Source organism: Streptomyces sp. NPDC048560, assembly GCF_040650955.1.
Taxonomy (GTDB): Bacteria; Actinomycetota; Actinomycetes; order Streptomycetales; family Streptomycetaceae; genus Streptomyces.
In genome coordinates, this window is record NZ_JBEZIJ010000001.1 from 835,418 (window position 1) to 853,200 (window position 17,783).

Annotated in this window: 20 protein-coding genes; 13 read left to right on the forward strand and 7 right to left on the reverse strand. The window is 71.1% G+C overall.

Annotated features, from left to right (window positions below; translation table 11 throughout):
- Window positions 1-63: 63 nt before the first annotated feature.
- Window positions 64-705, reverse strand: a complete 642-nt coding sequence (locus AB0C82_RS03680) for a PH domain-containing protein (protein WP_362835915.1) — start codon at window positions 703-705, stop codon at window positions 64-66.
- Between the two features lie 124 nt (window positions 706-829).
- Here AB0C82_RS03680 and deoC point away from each other — a divergent pair, with 124 nt between their 5' ends.
- From deoC to AB0C82_RS03695, 3 genes are read left to right on the forward strand one after another with little or no spacing between them, the layout of a single operon-like run.
- Complete coding sequence (gene deoC / locus AB0C82_RS03685; protein WP_362835917.1) at window positions 830-1,777, forward strand: deoxyribose-phosphate aldolase; 948 nt, start codon at window positions 830-832, stop codon at window positions 1,775-1,777.
- Between the two features lie 5 nt (window positions 1,778-1,782).
- Window positions 1,783-3,222, forward strand: a complete 1,440-nt coding sequence (locus AB0C82_RS03690) for an aldehyde dehydrogenase family protein (protein WP_362835919.1) — start codon at window positions 1,783-1,785, stop codon at window positions 3,220-3,222.
- Window positions 3,212-4,105, forward strand: coding sequence for an aldehyde dehydrogenase family protein (locus AB0C82_RS03695; RefSeq protein ID WP_362835921.1), 894 nt, complete (start codon window positions 3,212-3,214; stop codon window positions 4,103-4,105). Before AB0C82_RS03690 ends, AB0C82_RS03695 begins: the two co-directional genes overlap by 11 nt.
- Before the next feature lie 78 nt (window positions 4,106-4,183).
- On the opposite strand, the gene AB0C82_RS03700 is transcribed toward AB0C82_RS03695, so the two are convergent.
- Window positions 4,184-4,609 (reverse strand): hypothetical protein, encoded by a 426-nt coding sequence (locus AB0C82_RS03700; RefSeq protein ID WP_362835923.1) that lies wholly within the window; start codon window positions 4,607-4,609, stop codon window positions 4,184-4,186.
- A gap of 65 nt (window positions 4,610-4,674) precedes the next feature.
- Between AB0C82_RS03700 and AB0C82_RS03705 the strand changes: the two genes are divergently transcribed.
- Complete coding sequence (locus AB0C82_RS03705) at window positions 4,675-5,376, forward strand: uridine kinase (protein WP_362835925.1); 702 nt, start codon at window positions 4,675-4,677, stop codon at window positions 5,374-5,376.
- Window positions 5,377-5,541: 165 nt separating this feature from the next.
- Here the strand turns inward: AB0C82_RS03705 and AB0C82_RS03710 are convergent, their stop codons facing one another.
- Window positions 5,542-6,291 carry a SigE family RNA polymerase sigma factor gene (locus AB0C82_RS03710; RefSeq protein WP_362835927.1) on the reverse strand — a complete coding sequence of 250 codons (750 nt, stop codon included), beginning with the start codon at window positions 6,289-6,291 and terminating at the stop codon, window positions 5,542-5,544.
- Between the two features lie 179 nt (window positions 6,292-6,470).
- On the opposite strand from AB0C82_RS03710, the gene afsQ1 reads away from it, so the two are divergent.
- From afsQ1 to AB0C82_RS03735, 5 genes are all read left to right on the forward strand, one after another.
- Window positions 6,471-7,148: a two-component system response regulator AfsQ1 gene (gene afsQ1, locus AB0C82_RS03715; RefSeq protein WP_185302653.1), complete on the forward strand. Its 678-nt coding sequence runs from the start codon at window positions 6,471-6,473 to the stop codon at window positions 7,146-7,148.
- Window positions 7,145-8,680, forward strand: a complete 1,536-nt coding sequence (locus tag AB0C82_RS03720; protein ID WP_362835929.1) for a HAMP domain-containing sensor histidine kinase — start codon at window positions 7,145-7,147, stop codon at window positions 8,678-8,680. Before afsQ1 ends, AB0C82_RS03720 begins: the two co-directional genes overlap by 4 nt.
- Entirely contained in the window at window positions 8,677-9,321 is a 645-nt protein-coding gene (locus AB0C82_RS03725) for a hypothetical protein (protein WP_362835931.1), read from the forward strand. The genes AB0C82_RS03720 and AB0C82_RS03725 overlap by 4 nt, the downstream gene beginning before the upstream one ends.
- A 68-nt stretch (window positions 9,322-9,389) precedes the next feature.
- Window positions 9,390-9,941: a VanZ family protein gene (locus tag AB0C82_RS03730; protein WP_362835932.1), complete on the forward strand. Its 552-nt coding sequence runs from the start codon at window positions 9,390-9,392 to the stop codon at window positions 9,939-9,941.
- A 91-nt stretch (window positions 9,942-10,032) separates the two neighbouring features.
- Window positions 10,033-10,236, forward strand: a complete 204-nt coding sequence (locus tag AB0C82_RS03735; RefSeq protein WP_362835934.1) for a PspC domain-containing protein — start codon at window positions 10,033-10,035, stop codon at window positions 10,234-10,236.
- A gap of 115 nt (window positions 10,237-10,351) precedes the next feature.
- Here AB0C82_RS03735 and AB0C82_RS03740 read toward each other — a convergent pair whose 3' ends face one another.
- Together AB0C82_RS03740 and AB0C82_RS03745 are read right to left on the reverse strand one after the other, a co-directional pair.
- Window positions 10,352-10,654 (reverse strand): hypothetical protein, encoded by a 303-nt coding sequence (locus tag AB0C82_RS03740; RefSeq protein WP_362835936.1) that lies wholly within the window; start codon window positions 10,652-10,654, stop codon window positions 10,352-10,354.
- A gap of 135 nt (window positions 10,655-10,789) precedes the next feature.
- Window positions 10,790-11,944, reverse strand: a complete 1,155-nt coding sequence (locus AB0C82_RS03745; RefSeq protein WP_362835937.1) for an adenosine deaminase — start codon at window positions 11,942-11,944, stop codon at window positions 10,790-10,792.
- 103 nt (window positions 11,945-12,047) lie between these two features.
- On the opposite strand from AB0C82_RS03745, the gene AB0C82_RS03750 reads away from it, so the two are divergent.
- Complete coding sequence (locus tag AB0C82_RS03750) at window positions 12,048-12,809, forward strand: dienelactone hydrolase family protein (protein ID WP_362835938.1); 762 nt, start codon at window positions 12,048-12,050, stop codon at window positions 12,807-12,809.
- A 210-nt stretch (window positions 12,810-13,019) separates the two neighbouring features.
- Here the strand turns inward: AB0C82_RS03750 and AB0C82_RS03755 are convergent, their stop codons facing one another.
- Window positions 13,020-13,973 (reverse strand): LysR family transcriptional regulator, encoded by a 954-nt coding sequence (locus AB0C82_RS03755; RefSeq protein WP_362835939.1) that lies wholly within the window; start codon window positions 13,971-13,973, stop codon window positions 13,020-13,022.
- Window positions 13,974-14,035: 62 nt separating this feature from the next.
- Here AB0C82_RS03755 and AB0C82_RS03760 point away from each other — a divergent pair, with 62 nt between their 5' ends.
- The 3 genes from AB0C82_RS03760 (at window position 14,036) to AB0C82_RS03770 (ending at window position 17,217) form a co-directional block, all read left to right on the forward strand.
- Entirely contained in the window at window positions 14,036-15,331 is a 1,296-nt protein-coding gene (locus AB0C82_RS03760; RefSeq protein ID WP_362835940.1) for an MFS transporter, read from the forward strand.
- 86 nt (window positions 15,332-15,417) lie between these two features.
- On the forward strand, window positions 15,418-16,134 hold the full coding sequence (locus AB0C82_RS03765) for a L,D-transpeptidase family protein (protein WP_362835941.1): 717 nt from the start codon (window positions 15,418-15,420) through the stop codon (window positions 16,132-16,134).
- A gap of 93 nt (window positions 16,135-16,227) precedes the next feature.
- Entirely contained in the window at window positions 16,228-17,217 is a 990-nt protein-coding gene (locus AB0C82_RS03770; RefSeq protein ID WP_362835942.1) for a sigma-70 family RNA polymerase sigma factor, read from the forward strand.
- Window positions 17,218-17,278: 61 nt separating this feature from the next.
- On the opposite strand, the gene AB0C82_RS03775 is transcribed toward AB0C82_RS03770, so the two are convergent.
- On the reverse strand, window positions 17,279-17,653 hold the full coding sequence (locus tag AB0C82_RS03775; RefSeq protein WP_362835944.1) for an STAS domain-containing protein: 375 nt from the start codon (window positions 17,651-17,653) through the stop codon (window positions 17,279-17,281).
- Window positions 17,654-17,783: the final 130 nt, after the last annotated feature.

The following is a 17,783-nucleotide window of genomic DNA, read 5'->3' on the forward strand; positions in this document are numbered from 1 at the left end:
CGGTGCGGGACGGTTCACCGTCCCGCACCGCCCCTCCTGCCACGGCGTCCCGCGCCGCCCGCCTCAGCCGATCGCGAGCAGCACCACGAGCAGCACGAGGCCCGCGGCGGCCGGGGCGATGACCTCGTACGCCCAGCGGACCGAGGCCGTCACCGAGGGGGTCCCGTCCTTGCGGTGCGCGGCTCCCTCGGCCAGTTCCCGCAGGTCGACGGCGGTCTGGTCGGCGGCGGCGATGCGTGCGGCCGTGTCGCGGACGTCGGCGTTGACGGACGACCTGCCGTACGGGTCGTCCTGGGACTGCCGCGACGCCTTCCTCGCCGCCCGCTTGCGCTCGCGCAGCGAGACGGGGACGGCCCACAGCTGGTAGGTGACTCCCGCGTGGGTGGAGAGTTCGGTCGAGTAACCGGCGCGCACGTCGGCGACGTCGGTCCAGGGCAGCACGATGGTGCGGAACGGGTTGCGGATGCGGATGCGCTCCTGGTTCGCGAACACCACGGGCCGCACCGTGAACGCCACGATCAGCGGGATCACGGCCAGCATCCCCGCGAGTGCCGTCCACGGGGTCCGGCCCTCGCCGCGGAACAGGGCGTCGCCGCCGATCCAGGCGGTCAGCGCGATCAGCAGTACCCCGCAGACCAGGCCGGGAACCGAACGGAAGGTCCGGTCGGCGTAGACCGGCTCGGGGGCAGGCGTGGGGCTCGTCATGGGCCCGATTCTGCCTGACGGCCGTCCGCCGGGGCCGGGCGGCCGTGCGGCGCGCGTGCGGCGCGGGAAGGAGCAGGGGCCCTGTACAGGTCGCTACGCGCGTAGATATGCTCATGTGGTGACCATGCCCACCACTGCACCTGCATTCGCCGACGCGACGGCGTCCGACAGTGCGCTGCGCCGCTTCCTGCACGGGCTGCCCGGCGTCGACCCTGTCGGCCTCGAAGCGCGCGCCGCCTCCCTCGGAACCCGATCGATCAAGACGACTGCCAAGGCGTACGCCATCGATCTCGCCATCTCGATGATCGACCTGACGACGCTGGAAGGCGCGGACACCCCGGGCAAGGTCCGGGCTCTCGCCGCCAAGGCCGTCAACCCCGACCCCACCGACCGCACGAGCCCGCGCACCGCCGCGGTCTGCGTCTATCCCGACATGGCGGCGACCGCCGCCGCCGCGCTGGCCGGCTCCGGAGTGAAGGTGGCGTCCGTGGCGACGGCCTTCCCCGCGGGCCGTGCCGCGCTCGCCGTCAAGCTCGCGGACGTCCGCGACGCCGTGGCGGCCGGGGCGGACGAGATCGACATGGTGATCGACCGCGGCGCCTTCCTCTCCGGCCACTACCTGAAGGTGTACGAGGAGATCGTCGCCGTGAAGGCGGAGTGCGGCTCCGCACGGCTCAAGGTGATCTTCGAGACCGGCGAGCTGTCCACGTACGACAACATCCGCCGCGCCTCCTGGCTCGGGATGCTGGCGGGCGCCGACTTCATCAAGACGTCGACGGGGAAGGTCGCGGTCAACGCGACGCCCTCGAACACCCTGCTGATGCTGCAGGCCGTCCGCGACTTCCGGGAGCAGACTGGGGTACAGGTCGGTGTGAAGCCGGCCGGCGGCATCCGCACCAGCAAGGACGCGATCAAGTTCCTCGTGCTGGTCAACGAGACCGCGGGCGAGGACTGGCTGGACAACCACTGGTTCCGCTTCGGCGCCTCCAGCCTGCTGAACGACCTGCTGATGCAGCGCCAGAAGCTCAGCACCGGCCGTTACTCCGGCCCCGATTACGTGACGGTGGACTGATCCCCATGGCATCTGCATTCGAGTACGCACCGGCTCCGGAGTCCCGCTCCGTCGTCGACATCGCCCCCTCGTACGGGCTGTTCATCGACGGCGAGTTCACCGAGGCGGCCGACGGCAAGGTCTTCAAGTCGGTCAGCCCCTCGTCCGAGGAGGTCCTCGCCGAGGTGGCGCGGGCCGGCGCCGAGGACGTCGACCGGGCGGTCAAGGCGGCCCGCAGGGCGTTCGAGAAATGGTCGGCGCTGCCCGGCTCCGAGCGCGCGAAGTACCTGTTCCGCATCGCCCGGATCATCCAGGAGCGCAGCCGCGAGCTGGCCGTCCTGGAGACCCTGGACAACGGCAAGCCGATCAAGGAGACCCGCGACGCGGACCTCCCCCTCGTCGCCGCGCACTTCTTCTACTACGCGGGCTGGGCCGACAAGCTGGACCACGCCGGTTACGGCGCGAACCCGCGCCCGCTGGGCGTGGCCGGCCAGGTCATCCCGTGGAACTTCCCGCTCCTGATGCTGGCGTGGAAGATCGCCCCGGCACTCGCCACCGGCAACACGGTGGTGCTCAAGCCCGCCGAGACGACTCCGCTCTCCGCGCTGTTCTTCGCCGACATCTGCCGCCAGGCGGGGCTGCCCAGGGGCGTCGTCAACATCCTCACGGGCTACGGCGACGCGGGTTCCGCCCTCGTCGGGCACCCCGACGTGAACAAGGTCGCCTTCACCGGCTCGACCGCCGTCGGCAAGGCCATCGCCCGCCAGATCGCGGGCACGGACAAGAAGGTCACGCTGGAGCTCGGTGGCAAGGGCGCCAACATCGTCTTCGACGACGCCCCCATCGACCAGGCCGTCGAGGGCATCGTCAACGGCATCTTCTTCAACCAGGGCCAGGTCTGCTGCGCGGGTTCCCGGCTCCTGGTCCAGGAGTCCGTCCAGGACCAGGTGCTGGACGCCCTCAAGCGCCGGCTGTCCACGCTGCGCCTCGGCGACCCGCTGGACAAGAACACCGACATCGGCGCGATCAACTCCGCGGAGCAGCTCTCCCGGATCACCACGCTCGTCGAGTCCGGCGAGGCGGAGGGCGCCGAGCGCTGGTCCGCGCCCTGCGAGCTCCCCTCGTCCGGCTACTGGTTCGCCCCGACGCTCTTCACGAACGTCACCCAGGCGCACACGGTCGCCCGCGACGAGATCTTCGGCCCCGTGCTCTCCGTCCTGTCCTTCCGCACCCCGGACGAGGCGGTCGCCAAGGCCAACAACACCCAGTACGGCCTCTCGGCCGGCATCTGGACGGAGAAGGGCTCCCGCATCCTCGCGGTGGCCGGCAAGCTCCGTGCGGGCGTCGTCTGGGCCAACACGTTCAACAAGTTCGACCCGACGTCGCCCTTCGGTGGCTACAAGGAGTCGGGCTACGGCCGCGAGGGCGGCCGTCACGGCCTGGAGGCATACCTCGATGTCCGATAACCGTCTGAGCGTCTTCAAGACCTACAAGCTGTACGTCGGGGGCAAGTTCCCCCGCTCCGAGAGCGGCCGGGTGTACGAGGTGACGGACTCCAAGGGCAGGTGGCTGGCGAACGCGCCGCAGTCCTCCCGCAAGGACGCGCGCGACGCGGTCGTGGCCGCCCGCAAGGCGTTCGGCGGCTGGTCGGGCGCGACCGCGTACAACCGCGGCCAGATCCTCTACCGCGTCGCGGAGATGCTGGAGGGCCGCAAGGACCAGTTCGTACGCGAGGTGGCGGACGCCGAGGGCCTGTCGAAGTCCAAGGCCGCGGCCGTCGTCGACGCGGCGGTCGACCGCTGGGTCTGGTACGCGGGCTGGACGGACAAGATCGGCCAGATCGTCGGCGGGGCCAACCCCGTCGCGGGCCCGTACTTCAACCTCTCGACGCCGGAGCCGACGGGTGTGGTCACGGTCCTGGCGCCGCAGAACTCCTCGTTCCTGGGCCTGGTCTCGGTGATCGCCCCGGTGATCGCCACCGGCAACACCGCCGTGGTCATCGCATCGGCGGACGCGCCGCTGCCCGCGCTCTCGCTGGGCGAGGTGCTGGCCACCTCCGACCTGCCGGGCGGCGTGGTGAACATCCTGTCCGGGAAGACCGCGGAGCTCGCGGCCCCGCTCGCCTCCCACCAGGACGTCAACGCGATCGACCTCACCGGCGCGGACACCGCGCTGGCGACGGAGCTGGAGATCGCGGCGGCGGACAACATGAAGCGCGTCCTGCGCGGCTCCGCCGACGGCGCCGACTGGTCGGCCGACCCCGGCACGCGCCGCCTGACGGCCTTCCTGGAGACGAAGACGGTCTGGCACCCCACGGGCGCCCTGGGAGCCGCAGGCTCCTCGTACTGACCGCCTGAAGGGCCTTCCACACCTGCGGGCCGCCTCCTCCGGACGACGGAGGGGACGGCCCGCGGGCGTTGGGCGGGGTCAGCCGGTGATCAGGCCGGTCACCTGCCCGGCCACGGGCAGGTCGCTGATCGCGCCGCCGCTGGTCAGCGGGTCGGTCACGACGGCCGTGGTGAGCGGCTTGAAGTCGGCGACCTGGGTGCCCACCGCGTTGTCCAGGGGGTCGACGCCCGTGCCTGCCAGCGGGTCGAGCTGGAGGTCGGTGACGGGCGCGATGCCGCCCGCGAGGGAGTAGCCGAGCGCCCCGGTCAGCGCGGGCCCCGCCGTTCCGGTGACCGCGCCGAGGGTGCTGTCGGCGCCCGCGGCCGGGGCCGTGGGCATCGGCGCGGCCTGGGCGGCCGCGCCTCCCGCACCGAGCGCCGCACCGACCGCCGTGACGGTCAGGCCGGCGCGCAGCAGGATGCCGTGCCGGATGCGTGAAGGTGCAGACAGTGCATGACGAGCCATGATTTTCCCACCTGAATCGAGCCTGTTCGGGTAATCGTCTGTGCGCGCAGAGTAGTTGAGGTGTGATGCTCGATACCAACAGGACCTCCGAGGGGTCCCCTGCGCGGGTCAATGCCTCACACTTCTGTTCTGTGAATTCCCAATCGATCCCGACCCGCGTCGTGCTGCTGGCGGGCCCCTCCGGCTCAGGCAAGTCCTCCCTCGCCGCTCGCGCCGGTCTCCCGGTGCTGCGCCTTGACGACTTCTACAAGGAGGGCGACGACCCGACGCTGCCCGTGGTCACGGGCAGCACGGACATCGACTGGGACTCCGTGCTGTCCTGGGACGCGGACGCGGCGGTCGCGGCCGTCTCGGAACTGTGCTGCACGGGACGTACGGACGTGCCGCTGTACGACATCGGCACGAGCTCCCGCGTCGGGCACGAGGTGTTCCACATGGAGCGCACGCCCCTGTTCGTCGCCGAGGGGATCTTCGCCGCCGACATCGTGGAGCGCTGCCAGGAGCTGGGTCTCCTCGCGGACGCGCTGTGCCTGCGCGGACGCCCCTCGACGACGTTCCGGCGGCGGCTGCTGCGGGATCTGCGTGAGGGGCGCAAGTCGGTGCCGTTCCTGCTGCGGCGCGGCTGGCGTCTGATGCGGGCCGAGCGGCGGATCGTGGCCCGGCAGGCGGCGCTGGGCGCGCATCCGTGCGGCAAGGAGGAGGCGCTGGGCCGGCTGGCCGCGGCGGCTGCGGGGCGGTGCCGCCGGGCGACGGCGGAGCTGAGCTGACGCAGGGGGCCGCCACGGCGGGGCGGCTCGGCAACGCGAAACGGGGCCCGACAGGACCCCCCGGCCCGTCCGACCCCGCTGCGTAACCCCCCGTACCCCCGTACACGTACCGCCGCCTCCCCCGAAGCAGCGGTCCGTTCCCCCGTCCCCGTTTCCCCCGTCGCCTCAGGCCACCAGCTCGCCGAAGGACTCCTCCTCGTCACGGCCGAAGCTGAGGACCTCGTCCTCGCGCAGCCGGCGGAGTGACCGCCAGATGCTCGACTTCACCGTGCCGACACTGATGTCGAGGATGGCCGCGATCTCCGGGTCGGTGCGGCCCTCGTAATACCGCAGGACCAGCATCGTGCGCTGGAGTTCGGGCAGCCGCGCGAGCGCCTGCCAGAGCACCGCACGCAGTTCCGTGCCGCGCATCGCGTCCGTGTCGCCCACCGTCTCCGGCAGTTCCTCGGTCGGGTACTCGTTGAGCTTGCGCCGGCGCCAGGCGCTGATGTGCAGATTGGTCATCGTGCGGCGGAGATATCCGCCGACCGCCGCCTTGTCACTGATCCTGTCCCACGCCCGGTACGTCGAGAAGAGGGCGCTCTGCAGCAGGTCCTCGGCCTCGAACCGGTCGCCGGTCAGGTGATAGGCGGTGGCGTACAGGGAGGCGCGGCGCTCCTGGACGTAGGCCGTGAACACCGCTTCGGCGTCCTCGGTCTGCGCAGCGGGCTTCCGCTCCCCCGTGACCTCCCCGTACGCGCTTCCCCCGTTGCCCCCGAGGGGCGTGTCAACCACCGTCATGTACGACGGATGCTGACGCCCGGCGCCGCGAACGCACCCCCGCGTTACGCCGCCGGACTTCTCCGGACCCCGGCCGACGTCGTGGAGACGCGTGACAACTGCGCTCGTCGAGCCGGTGCTGTGCGTTGCGTTCATCTCGCGCCCCCCGTCGGTGGAGTCGTTGGTTCGTGTGTCAACGAGCTTGCCCGGGCAGTTTCATGGCGCTGTCCCCCGACTGTCACAGCCGTGTCACAGGCCGGCGTCCGGGCGTGCCGGAACCGCAAGAGCCGTCCAACTGTCGAATTGAGGCACCACCATGGGCCAGAATGACCCCCGTGCCTTTCCTGTTGCTGATCGAGGACGACGACGCCATCCGCACGGCCCTCGAACTCTCGTTGTCACGCCAGGGCCACCGAGTGGCCACTGCGGCGACGGGAGAGGACGGCCTGAACCTGCTGCGAGAGCAGCGGCCGGACCTGGTCGTGCTGGATGTGATGCTGCCCGGGATCGACGGTTTCGAGGTGTGCCGGCGCATCCGCCGCACCGACCAGCTGCCGATCATTCTGCTGACCGCGCGCAGCGACGACATCGACGTCGTGGTGGGACTGGAGTCCGGCGCGGACGACTACGTGGTGAAACCCGTGCAGGGCCGGGTGCTCGACGCCCGTATCCGCGCGGTGCTGCGCCGGGGGGAGCGCGAGTCCACGGACTCCGCGACCTTCGGGAACGTGATCATCGACCGCTCCGCGATGACCGTCACCAAGGCCGGTGAGGATCTTCAGCTCACCCCGACCGAGCTGCGGCTGCTGCTGGAGCTCAGCCGCAGGCCCGGTCAGGCCCTGTCCAGGCAGCAGCTGCTGCGCCTGGTCTGGGAGCACGACTACCTCGGTGACTCGCGGCTCGTGGACGCCTGTGTCCAGCGGTTGCGCGCGAAGGTGGAGGACGTACCGTCCTCGCCGACGCTGATCCGTACCGTGCGGGGCGTGGGCTACCGGCTGGACTCGCCTCAGTGAGTGGAGCCGCGAAGCGGACCGTGCTCACCGGTCTGCGCTGGACCAGTCTGCGGCTGCGGCTCGTCGTCGTGTTCGGACTGGTGGCCCTGACCGCGGCGGTGTCCGCGTCGGGGATCGCGTACTGGCTCAACCGCGAGGCGGTGCTGACGCGTACGCAGGACTCCGCCCTCGGGGACTTCCGCCGTCAGATGCAGAACCGGGCGGCCAGCCTGCCCATGCCCCCCACCAGGGACGACCTGCAGAACGCCGCCGTGCAGATGGCGAGCAGCAGTCCCGGTTACCACGTGCTGCTCGTCGACGAACACGACGGCAAGCCGATCGTCGGCTACTCCGACCTGGACTCCTTCACGCGGCAGGACGTGCCGGTCTCCCTGCGGCAGCAGGTGGGCAGGAAGCAGCCGATGACGTCGGGCAACATCTTTGAGTACCACCTGTTCTGGCAGCGGACGAGTATCGGCGGCAGGCCGTACCTGGTGGCCGGGACGAAGATCATCGGGGGTGGCCCGACCGGCTACATGCTGAAGTCGCTCGACCAGGAGCGCCAGGATCTCAACTCCCTGGCGTGGTCGCTGGGCATCGCCACCGCCCTGGCGCTGGTCGGTTCGGCGCTGCTCGCCCAGGGCGCGGCGACGACCGTGCTGCGCCCCGTACAGCGGCTGGGCGACGCCGCCCGCAAGCTCGGCGAGGGGAAGCTCGACACCCGGCTCATGGTGTCGGGCACCGACGAACTGGCCGAACTCTCCCGCACGTTCAACAAGACCGCGAGCGCGCTGGAGAAGAAGGTCGCGGACATGAGCGCGCGTGAGGAGTCCAGCCGCCGGTTCGTCGCCGACATGTCGCACGAACTGCGCACCCCGCTGACCGCGATCACCGCCGTCGCGGAGGTGCTGGAGGACGAGGCCGACAGCCTCGATCCGATGATCGCTCCCGCGGTGCACCTGGTGGTGAGCGAGACCCGCAGGCTGAACGACCTGGTGGAGAACCTGATGGAGGTGACCCGCTTCGACGCGGGCACCGCCCGTCTCGTGCTCGACACGGTCGATGTCGCCGACCAGGTCACCGCCTGCATCGACGTACGCGCCTGGCTCGACGCCGTGGACCTGGATGCCGAGCGCGGCATGATGGTGCGGCTCGATCCGCGCCGGCTCGACGTGATCCTGGCGAATCTGATCGGCAACGCGCTCAAGCACGGCGGCTCACCGGTACGCGTGTCGGTGCGGATCGTCGGCGAGGAACTGGTCATCGAGGTGCGGGACCACGGCCCGGGAATCCCCGAGGACGTCCTGCCGCACGTCTTCGACCGCTTCTACAAGGCGAGCGCCTCGCGGCCCCGGTCCGAGGGCAGCGGCCTCGGACTGTCGATCGCCATGGAGAACGCGCACATCCACGGCGGCGACATCACGGCCGCGAACTCGCCCGACGGCGACGGAGCGGTGTTCGTCCTGCGGCTGCCCGTCGACGCCGAGCGGCTGACCTCCGGCGCCGGGGAGCACGGCGCGGAGGACCTGAACGAGGAGGGCGGCTCGACGTGAGGCGCAGCGACCAGGCGTACGGCGCACACCGCCCCCGGCGGGCGCGGCGGCGCACCGGCCGGGCGCTGGCCGCGGTCCTCGCGGTCACGGCTCTGGCCGCCGGGTGCGGGATCAGGTCGACGTCCGTGCCGGTGGACGCGGGAGCCGCGCCGTCCCGGGTTCCGTGCCGCACCCCGGCCCACGACGTCACCTCGCAGGCGCTGGAGGACATCGAGGTCCAGGTGTATCTGGTCTGTGCCTCGCAGCTGATGACCGTGAACCGTTCGGTACGGCTGGACGCGGCGGAGACCGACCGGATCCGCGTGGCGCGGGTGCTCCTGGACGAGCTGCGGAAGGCACCGGTGACCGATGAGCGGCAGGCCGGGTTCTCCACCGACGTGCCGGCCGGTCTGCGGGTGTCCGGGGCCCGCGAGGGCGATCCGGCGGGCACGCTGCGCCTGAACGAGCAGCCCGAGGACCTGCCGGCCGAGGCGCTGGCGCAGCTCGTGTGCTCGTACGCGGACAGCGAGCCGCTGGTGACCGGCGGCACCGTCGTGCTCGGCGGTCCGGGGAACTACGCGCCCCGGGGCTATCTGTGTACGTCGGAGACGAAGACCCGGCCCGCCGACGTGCCCACGCTCGGCGTGCTCGAACTGCCGTGAGTGCCGTGCCACATTTCTTCCTCGGACAGCGCGGAACCGATCCCGCCGGTCGTGGCGTCTTGGGTGGCGTGCGTCAAGGTTCGGACGGCCAAGCCGTCATCCGCTTCCGCGCGGCGGGGGTACTCCTCCTCCTCGGGCATCTGCTGATCGTCGGGTGGCTGACTCTTCGCCCCCTGGATGTGGCGTGGGTGACCGCCGCGAATTTCCAGCCTCTCGCCGGCATCAAGGCCGATCTCGCTCTCGGTCCGGTCGAGGCCGCGCACCGCTTCGGTTCGGGGCTTCTCCTGCTGGCGCCGCTCGGGGTGCTGCTGCCGATGGCCGGGGGCCGGCTGTTCGTGTCCCCGCTGGCCTCGCTGGCCCGTACGGTCGCGGCCGGGGCGCTGATCTCGCTCGCCATCGAGCTGGCGCAGACCGGGGTGGCGGGTCAGGTCGTGGACGTCGACTCGCTGCTGCTGAACACCGTCGGGGTGGCGCTCGCGCATCTCCTGGTCGTGCCGGTCTGCCGGGCGCGGCTGCGGCGGGGGCAGCGGGCGGGGGCGGGAGGAGGCGCCTCCCGACTCAGGGACGAGGCGTCTCAGGGCTCGACCCCGACGATTTCCAGGGTCGGTGTCGCCCCGTAGAGCGACGCTTTGCACCCCTTCGTCGAGCCACCATGGATACATCGGGAGCACAACAGGAGCTGCTCCCCGCCGGTTCTCGAAGGAGCCCACCATGGCCGCACTTGCCCGCCCCCGTGACGGACGCATGATCGGCGGAGTGTGCGCAGCGCTGGCTCGGCGCTTCGGCACCTCCGCGGGGACGATGCGCGTGATCTTCGTCGTCTCGTGTCTGTTGCCCGGACCCCAGATCCTGCTCTACCTGGCCCTGTGGCTGCTGCTGCCGCAGGAGAAGTCCTCGGCCGCGACGGCCTGGTGACCTCGCGGGACAACGGGGAGACGGAAACGACAGCGAAGACGCGGACACCGCGGAGAACACGCGTGGGGCGCGCACCCTGACCGGTGCGCGCCCCACGTGCGTGTTCGGGAACCGCTCAGCCGCCGAGCGGGAGGCCGTTCGCCGACAGGCCCTTGGTGGGCAGGCCGCCGAGCAGGCCGGTGACGGGGGCGCCGACGTCTCCGCCGACGCTCTCCTGGCCCTTGAGGAGCTGTCCCGCGGCGTCCTGCACGGTGGGCACCGCCTGGCTGACGGCGTCCAGCGCGGTGCCGGCGGGCACGGCGGCGGTCGCGGCGTCGACGGGGAGCGCGGGGGCGGCGGAGGCCGAACCGGCGGCGGCAACGGCGAAAGCGGCACCGAGAGCGGCGACGCCGAGAGTCCTGACAGCAGACTGCTTCATGTGAATGTCATCCTTGGGGAAGGGGATGTGAGCGGCTCTGCAACGTAGCCATCCCATTACCCGTCCCGCAAACATGCCGGGACACGGGAAACGGCCGGTGAATTGTCTTCCCCGGCCGTTTCCCTTACCGCTCGATCAGTCCGTCCTGGACGAAGAACCGCTGGTCGTGACGGTCTGGCGGAAAAGCCACTCGGACTTCAGCTCCGCGTATCCCGGCTTGACGACGTCGTTGATCATCGCCAGACGTTCATCGAAAGGAATGAATGCTGATTTCATCGCATTGACGGTGAACCACTGCATGTCGTCGAGCGTGTATCCGAAGGTCTCGATCAGCCGCTCGAATTCCTGGCTCATGCTCGTACCGCTCATCAGCCGGTTGTCCGTATTCACGGTCGCGCGGAAATGCAGCTTCCGGAGCAGGCCGATGGGGTGCTCGGCATAGGACGCGGCCGCGCCGGTCTGGAGGTTGGAGGTCGGGCAGAGCTCCAGCGGAATGCGCTTGTCGCGCACGTAGGAGGCCAGCCGGCCGAGGGTCACGGTGCCGTCATCGGCGACCTCGATGTCGTCGATGATGCGGACCCCGTGGCCGAGGCGGTCGGCGCCGCACCACTGGAGGGCCTGCCAGATCGACGGCAGGCCGAACGCCTCACCCGCGTGGATCGTGAAGTGGTTGTTCTCGCGCTTGAGGTACTCGAAGGCGTCGAGGTGCCGGGTGGGAGGGAAGCCCGCCTCGGCGCCCGCGATGTCGAAGCCGACGACGCCGAGGTCCCGGTAGCGGTTGGCGAGCTCGGCGATCTCCAGCGCGCGGGCGGCGTGCCGCATGGCGGTGAGGAGGGCGCCGACACGGATGCGGTGACCGTTGGCCCGGGCCCGGGCCTCTCCCCGGCGGAAGCCCTCGTTGACGGCCTCGACGACCTCTTCGAGGGTCAGGCCGCCTTCCAGGTGCTGCTCGGGGGCGTACCGCACCTCGGCGTAGACGACGCCGTCCTCGGCCAGGTCCTCGGCGCACTCGGCCGCGACCCGGACGAGGGCATCGCGGGTCTGCATGACGGCACAGGTGTGGGCGAACGTCTCCAGATAACGCTCCAGCGAACCGGAGTCGGCCGCTTCGCGGAACCAGATGCCCAGCTTGTCGGGCTCCGTCTCCGGCAGGGCGTCGTAGCCCTGGGCGAGGGCCAGATCGACGATCGTGCCGGGGCGCAGGCCGCCGTCGAGGTGGTCGTGGAGCAGCACCTTGGGCGCACGCCTGATCTGCTCGGGACTGGGGACACTGAGGGTCTGGCTCGTCATCTGGGCACTCTAACGCCTACGCGCGTAGAGCGCTGGCTGTCGATACGTAACAGAGACCGCGAAGTCGGGTGGAGTACACCTGCCCTTCTGACACTGTTCTGTCATGGCACAGCGCTCACTTCCCCTGCCCGCAGCCAGGCTGGGACGGGCCGTTCTCACGGCCGGAGCACCACCCGAGGTCAGCGGCGTCGCTCTGCTGCTCCCGGACGGAGAAGCGGATTCGCACCGCAGGCCGTCCTCCTTGTCGTACGCGGTCCAACTGCCGTTCGCCCGGCATCTCGCACGCGCGGGCCGGCCGGACGGGCTGGCGGTGCACGTCGTGCGCTACCGCTGGCGCGGCTGGAACGCCACGGACGCGGATCTGGCGGCCGACGCCGAGTGGGCGGCGGACGAGGTCGTACGGCGCTACGGCGACGTCCCCGTCTGCCTGGTCGGGCACGGCATGGGCGGCCGGGCGGCGCTGCGGGCCGCCGGACACACCGCGGTCACCTCGGCCCTGGCGATGGCCCCGTGGCTGCCGGAGGCATCCACGGACGAGGCCGAGCCGGTACGGCAGCTGGCGGGACGGCGGGTGCTGATCGTGCACGGCACCAACGACGAACGCATCGATCCGGAGCTGTCGTTCCGGCTGGCCGAGCGGGCGAAGAAGTCCAACCGGGACATCTGCCGGTTCGAGGTCCACTCGGACGGACACGCGCTGCGGCAGCACCGGGCCGAAGTGGTGGCGCTGGCAGCGGACTTCGTGCGCGGATCACTGTTCGCCCGCGCGTACGCCCGCCCGGTCGCCGACGCGCTCGCGGCTCCGCCGCCGCTGGGTCTGCGGATGCCCCTGGCGGCGGGGTTCGGGCGGTCGCTGCGGCACTGAGGGCCTTTCGTCCGGCTCGGGCCGGCGTGCCCCCGGATGGGCGGTCCTCAGGGGTGTCCCGTAACTCCTGGTGAAGCAGCGCGCGGCGTCAGATGCGGTGCATCGCAAGGCGGAGGTACGTCCGCGTACCGGATTCATCCGGGCGTTCCGACAACGCGGCGAGGTGCCGTAGCTGTCGTCGTGCGCCCGCCGGGGGGTACGGGACAGCCCTTAGTCCGGCAGCAGATGTCCCCGGCGCGACAGCAGGAAGCGTTTGAAGGCGGCGACAGGCGGTGTGTCCGGGTGGCCGTCCAGCCAGGCCACCCCGATCTCGCGGGCCGCCCGGGGCGCCGTGACCGTGAGCTCGACGACACCCGGGCGCGCCACCGCCGGCGGTGGCAGCAGAGCGACACCCAGCCCTGCGGCCACCAGGCCGCGCAGCGTCTCGGCCTCCTCGCCCTCGAACGCGACGCGGGGCTTGAAGCCCGCCTCGGCGCAGAGGTCGTCGGTGATCCGCCGCAGGCCGTACCCCGGTTCCAGGGTGACGAACGTTTCGTCGGCGGCCTCCGCGAGCCGCACCCGGCGGCGGGAGGCGAGCCGGTGGTCGTCGGGGACGACGAGGCGCAGCCGCTGCTCGTCGAGGCGGCGGGCGACCAGGTCCGGGGCGTCCGGGACGGGTGAGGTGAGGCAGAGGTCGAGGCTGCCCGCGCGGAGCCGTTCGATCATCGCCTCGCCGTAGTTCTGGACCAGCTGGAAGCGGACCCGCGGATGGTCGACGCGGAAGGCGCGGATCAGGGCGGGCACGGTCTCGGACCCCATGGTGTGCAGGAAGCCGAAGGCGACCTTGCCCGCGGTCGGGTCGGCGTCCGCCCGTACGGAGTCGGCCGCCTTCTCCACCTCGGTGAGCGCCCGGTCGGCGGAGGTCAGGAACGTACGGCCGGCCGGAGTGAGGGAGACCGTACGGCCCTTGCGGGCGAACAGGGCCACCCCCAGGTCCTGTTCCAGCCTGACCATGGCCCGCGAGAGCGTGGACTGGGGGACGCCGAGCTCGTGTGCGGCGCGGGTGACGTGCTCGTGGCGGGCGACCGCCTCGAAGTACGCGAGGCGCGGCGCGAGCACGGCCCGGATGTCTTCTTCGTAACTACTCGGTGACAGCCGGGGCTGTGGCCTGTGTTCATGCACCATGGGAACGATTATGCCGACTTCGTGCATTGGACGCATGAAACCTGGCGGCCTACTTTCGACGTATGCCTCCTGCCAGTACCGAGGCGTCCATCCGAACGGTGGACGCCCCCGCACCTCCCTCCTCCCCCGTCTCCGCCCAGCGCCTGGAGCCCGGCCGCCCCGGTTACCGCCGGATGAGCTTCGCGCTCTTCGCCGCCGGAGTCGCGGCGTTCGCCCTCCTCTATTCCACCCAGGCGCTGCTGCCCGCCGTCTCCGCCTCGTTCGGCGCCACGGCCGGGCAGGCGAGCTGGACGGTCTCCGCGGCGACCGGCGCGCTCGCGCTGTGTGTACTGCCGCTGAGCGCCCTCTCCGAGCGGTTCGGACGGCGGCAGATGATGACCGCCTCCCTGACGGTGGCGGTACTGGTCGGGCTGCTCATCCCCTTCGCCCCGTCGCTCGGCTGGCTGATCGCCCTGCGCGCCGTCCAGGGCGCGGCGCTCGCCGGACTGCCGGCGTCCGCGATGGCGTACCTGGCGGAGGAAGTGCGCCCCAAGGCCCTGATCGCGGCGATCGGCCTGTTCGTGGCGGGCAACAGCATCGGCGGCATGAGCGGCCGGATCGTCACCGGCTGGGTGGCCCAGCTGTGGGGGTGGCGGGCGGCGCTCGGCGCGGTCGGGCTGCTCGCGGTGGTCTGCGCGCTCGTCTTCCACTTCCTGATCCCCAGGGCCCGGCACTTCACGCCCGGTTCGCTCAACCCGAAGGCCCTGGCCAGGACCGTCGGCACGCACCTCGCCGATCCGCTGCTGCGCCGCCTGTACGCGATCGGCGCCCTGTTCATGACCGTGTTCGGCGCGGTATACACGGTGATCGGCTACCGGCTGGCCGAGGCGCCGTTCAACCTCCCGCAGGGCGTGATCGGTTCGATCTTCCTGGTCTATCTGGTGGGTACGGTCTCCTCCGCCGCGGCCGGCAAGCTGGTCGGCCGGCTCGGCCGCCGGGGCGCCCTGTACCTGGCCGTCTCCACCACGGCCGCCGGTCTTCTGCTCTCACTGGCCGACCAGCTGGCGGCGGTGCTCCTCGGGCTCGTCCTGATCACCGCGGGCTTCTTCGCGGGGCACGCGGTCGCCTCCTCGTCGGTGAGCCGTGCGGCGACGACCGGCCGCGCCCAGGCCTCCGCGCTCTACCAGTCCGCGTACTACCTGGGCTCCAGCGCGGGCGGCACCCTCGGAGCGGTCGCCTTCCACACCGGGGGCTGGGCGGGGACGGTGGCGCTGGGACTGTTCGCCGTCCTCGGCGTCGTGTCGATCACGCTGTACGGGACGCGGGTCGCACGCGCCGAACGGCGCCGGACCGTCCCGGCGCTCGCGCTACCCAACTGAGACCTTCGTGCGCGCAACTGGCGCTCCCCTTCGCGCGTCTAAGCAGGCGGTATCAACGCACTGCGCGCGAAGGGGAGTTGGCGCACATGAGAGTCATAAGGAACATTCGAGGCATACGGGTACGGCGGGGCGTGGCCCTGTCCGTCGCCGGCCTGATGGCAGCACCGGCCCTGGTCCTGTCCACGGGCGCGTCCGCTCAGGCGGCGTCCTGCACGACCTCCACCGGGCCGTACCAGAAGAAGGTCGAGAAGTTCCTGGGCCGCCCGGTGGACGGCAGGCAGTCGGTCACCGACTGCAAGGCGATCCGGGCCTTCCAGGCGAAGCACGGCATCACCCCGACCATCGGATACGCCGGACCCCTCACCTGGCGCACGATGAACACGATGCTGGCCCAGAAGGCGGCCGGGAAGAACCCCAACAAGGCCAAGAAGTGCCCCACCAACAAGGGGCGCATCGCGTGCGTGGACCTGACCAGGCAGCTCAGCTGGATCCAGGACGGCTCGAAGCTGAAGTACGGTCCCGTGCCGGTACGGACGGGGCGCAACGGCTCGGAGACGCGGACCGGCGCGAGCAAGGTCTACTGGCGCACCATCAAGCACTGGTCGACGATCTACCACGTCTGGATGCCGTACTCCCAGTTCTTCGACGGCGGCCAGGCCTTCCACTCGGTCACCAAGAGCATGTACAACCCGCCCGGCTCCGGGGGCTGCGTCAACATGCGGTCCAAGGACGCGAAGGCGTACTGGAACCTGCTGCGCAACGGCACCGACGTCCACGTGTACGGACGCAAGCCCGGAACGTGAGCCGCTTGCGTACTTCCCGCCCGGTTGTCAGTGGCCTGCGGTAGCTTCCACAGTGCTGAGTGAGTGGTGTCACAGCGCAACAGGGGTGGAACGATGAGTGATCCGACCGTGACGGCCGACATCGACAGTCGTCTGGAGGGACACCGGGTCGAGCTGACCGGCTACTGCTACCGGATGCTCGGCTCGGCCTTCGAGGCCGAGGACGCGGTCCAGGACACGCTGGTGCGCGCCTGGCGCAGCTTCGACAAGTTCGAGGGGCGCTCCTCGCTGCGTTCCTGGCTCTACCGCATCGCCACCAACGTCTGTCTGGACATGCTGAACGCGGGCAACAAGCGGGCCAGACCGGTGGACCTGACCGGCCCGACACCGCTCGCGCAGGCCGCGCTCAACCCGCTGCCCGAGAACACCTGGCTGGAGCCGATGCCCGACGGCCGCATCCTGCCGTCGGTGGCCGATCCGGCCGAGGCAGCCGTGGCCCGTGAGTCGGTGCGCCTCGCGTTCGTCGCCGCGCTCCAGCATCTGCCGCCCAAGCAGCGGGCCGTGCTCATCCTGCGCGAGGTACTGGCCTGGAAGGCGAGCGAGGTCGCCGAACTGCTGGAGACCACGGTCGCCTCGGTCAACAGCGCCCTCCAGCGGGCGCGGGCGACGCTCACCGAGACGGAGGGGCGGGTCCCGGACACGGCGGACCCGCTCGACGAGGAGCAGCGCAAGCTCCTCGAGCGGTACGTGGCGGCCTTCGAGGGGTATGACATGGCGGCGCTGACGGCGCTGCTCCACGAGGACGCCGTGATGACCATGCCGCCGTTCGACCTCTGGCTCCAGGGGCACGACGACATCACCGGCTTCATGCTCTCCATCGGTGCGAGCTGCGCGGGTTCGCGGCTGGTGGCGACCGAGGCCAACGGGAGCCCCGCGTTCGCGCACTACAAGCCGAATCCGGACGGTCCCGGGTTCGTGCCGTGGGCGGTGCAGGTCATCGACATCGAGGACGGGGCGATCACCGGGATGCACTGCTTCCTGGACACGCCCAGGTGGTTCCCGCTGTTCGGCCTGCCGGACCACCTGGACGCCGACCCGGCGTGAGAACGGCGCGACGGCGCTCCCCGCTCCGGGGCCGCCGGCGTCACCCGCCCGGGCCCGGCCCTTACGCGGCCGGGTCCTCGCGCGCCCGACGCCGGCCGGGGTCCAGCAGCTCACCGAGTCCTGTGAGGTCCAGGAGAGCCTGCAGCTCGGGCGGGACGTCGCGCAGCCGCAGCTCACGGCCACCGGCCCGGCGGGCGATCAGTCCCAGCCGCGCCACCGCGTCGACCAGGGCCAGATCCGGAGCCACGACTCCCCCCACGTCGCAGTCCACCGCGGCGGCCGGATCGAGCCCGGCGGCCCGGGGGCCGTTCAGCAGCGCTTCCAGCTCGGCGCAGAGCGCCGGCACATCGGCCCGGGTGACGCGGCCGGAGACGACGAGCACGATCGGTGTCACAGCATCCACACCACAGAGACCGGCCCGGCGGGCGAAACTCATCGGAGTCCGCTGCCCCGGTAGCTCAGCCCCGACCACCCAACCCGGTCAATGACGGTCGCGAAGCGCTCTCTTTTCGCCAACTCCAGACTCATGAGCCACTTTTGTGAACCCAGCCGGGTGTTTCCCCCTC

Excerpts from the sequence above, each read along its gene's own strand:
- AB0C82_RS03680 (WP_362835915.1), bottom strand. The coding sequence starts at position 705 with ATGACGAGCCCCACGCCTGCCCCCGAGCCGGTCTACGCCGACCGGACC.
- deoC (WP_362835917.1), top strand. The coding sequence starts at position 830 with ATGCCCACCACTGCACCTGCATTCGCCGACGCGACGGCGTCCGACAGT.
- AB0C82_RS03690 (WP_362835919.1), top strand. The coding sequence starts at position 1,783 with ATGGCATCTGCATTCGAGTACGCACCGGCTCCGGAGTCCCGCTCCGTC.
- AB0C82_RS03695 (WP_362835921.1), top strand. The coding sequence starts at position 3,212 with ATGTCCGATAACCGTCTGAGCGTCTTCAAGACCTACAAGCTGTACGTC.
- AB0C82_RS03700 (WP_362835923.1), bottom strand. The coding sequence starts at position 4,609 with ATGGCTCGTCATGCACTGTCTGCACCTTCACGCATCCGGCACGGCATC.
- AB0C82_RS03705 (WP_362835925.1), top strand. The coding sequence starts at position 4,675 with ATGCTCGATACCAACAGGACCTCCGAGGGGTCCCCTGCGCGGGTCAAT.
- AB0C82_RS03710 (WP_362835927.1), bottom strand. The coding sequence starts at position 6,291 with ATGAACGCAACGCACAGCACCGGCTCGACGAGCGCAGTTGTCACGCGT.
- AB0C82_RS03735 (WP_362835934.1), top strand. The coding sequence starts at position 10,033 with ATGGCCGCACTTGCCCGCCCCCGTGACGGACGCATGATCGGCGGAGTG.
- AB0C82_RS03740 (WP_362835936.1), bottom strand. The coding sequence starts at position 10,654 with ATGAAGCAGTCTGCTGTCAGGACTCTCGGCGTCGCCGCTCTCGGTGCC.
- AB0C82_RS03745 (WP_362835937.1), bottom strand. The coding sequence starts at position 11,944 with ATGACGAGCCAGACCCTCAGTGTCCCCAGTCCCGAGCAGATCAGGCGT.
- AB0C82_RS03750 (WP_362835938.1), top strand. The coding sequence starts at position 12,048 with ATGGCACAGCGCTCACTTCCCCTGCCCGCAGCCAGGCTGGGACGGGCC.
- AB0C82_RS03755 (WP_362835939.1), bottom strand. The coding sequence starts at position 13,973 with ATGGTGCATGAACACAGGCCACAGCCCCGGCTGTCACCGAGTAGTTAC.
- AB0C82_RS03760 (WP_362835940.1), top strand. The coding sequence starts at position 14,036 with ATGCCTCCTGCCAGTACCGAGGCGTCCATCCGAACGGTGGACGCCCCC.
- AB0C82_RS03765 (WP_362835941.1), top strand. The coding sequence starts at position 15,418 with ATGAGAGTCATAAGGAACATTCGAGGCATACGGGTACGGCGGGGCGTG.
- AB0C82_RS03770 (WP_362835942.1), top strand. The coding sequence starts at position 16,228 with ATGAGTGATCCGACCGTGACGGCCGACATCGACAGTCGTCTGGAGGGA.
- AB0C82_RS03775 (WP_362835944.1), bottom strand. The coding sequence starts at position 17,653 with ATGAGTTTCGCCCGCCGGGCCGGTCTCTGTGGTGTGGATGCTGTGACA.